This is a genomic window from Oleiphilus sp. HI0067, from assembly GCF_001635735.1.
The window spans coordinates 1-1,104 of record NZ_LWFI01000333.1 but is presented as its reverse complement, the minus strand read 5'-3'; the positions used below and the strand labels follow the sequence as shown (position 1 = coordinate 1,104).

The following is a 1,104-nucleotide window of genomic DNA, read 5'->3' as shown; positions in this document are numbered from 1 at the left end:
ATTTTCGAGAATGACAATGGTAAAGCGGGTGATCGCGTTGCTATGTCAAAGGGTGTTGGCGTATATACAAGCATCAACAAACGTTTGATTAAAGTGCGTTTGCCTCAACCTGTAGAACCAGATCAGACCTCTTTCATTGTTCGTTTTGATGAAGACGAGAAGTACGGTGGTACAAATCTCATTGAAGAACGCTTTGAGTTAAGTCAGTAATGTTATAGAGGGCGCTCGATCATATCGGCGCCTTTTTCGTATATGCAGCACCCTTTCTTGTTCAACATTTTTTGTAGCCTCAGGTTTAGCATGTTTGCTTTTCTTGTGTTCGCTATGCTGTTGTCTAGTGCGAAGGCTACAGAGTTAGAACTTGATGATGAAGACTTGCTAGTAGTACAACTCAGTGTAGGGCCTTACACTGATGACGAACCTATCTTTATTTACCGCTCCCCAGAACAAACCTTGTTACCAGTCGATACGATCGCATCATTACTAGAAATTGCTATTGAATCGGACATCGATGAATTATTAGTATCCGGTTGGGTGGGGGATGAGAGCAATACTTTTGAACTGGATCTGACTAAACAAGAATATTATTCCAAAGGCGTTGCTCAGCCTTGGCCGCAAACGATTCGCTATGCGGAAGACGGCTTTGATGTTTATCTCGACCAACAGATCTTGCAAGATCTTTTCGGATTCAATTTTGATATTGATGTGTCTCAACTTCAGTTACGTGTTGATGCTTCAAAAGATATCCCATTAATTGCCAAGCTCGAGCGCAAAAAACGCCAAGAAGAAATAGAACGTCCCGAGCTGGAAACGCTTCCTGAGACTTATATCCCAAACACTTATGAGTGGTGGAATATGCCGCACTTCGATATCTCTATCGGTGCTGACGTTGAGAAAAATCGAGGTGCGAGCGATTTTCGACATGATCTCGTTGTTCAAGGTCGGGCCGATGTGGCAAAGCATTCGCTTCAAGCAAGCTTGATCTCTAATAATAGTGATACAGATATACGCTTAACGTTTTCGCGCGCCTCTGAAGGGCCGGACAAAACGATCGCTCTAGGTATGGATCGTTATGAGGTTGGGGATGTGACCGGGTTGAGTGAT

2 protein-coding genes are annotated in these 1,104 nt (G+C 43.6%); both read left to right on the top strand.

The genetic code is table 11. The annotated features are described in order from the left end of the window. A partial coding sequence (locus A3739_RS29295) for a hypothetical protein (protein WP_197472028.1) occupies nucleotides 1–210 on the top strand: 210 nt, incomplete at its 5' end. A 114-nt stretch (nucleotides 211–324) separates the two neighbouring features. Continuing rightward, nucleotides 325–1,104, top strand: a 780-nt coding sequence (locus tag A3739_RS03955; protein ID WP_156502335.1) for a hypothetical protein, incomplete at its 3' end; no start/stop codon positions are given.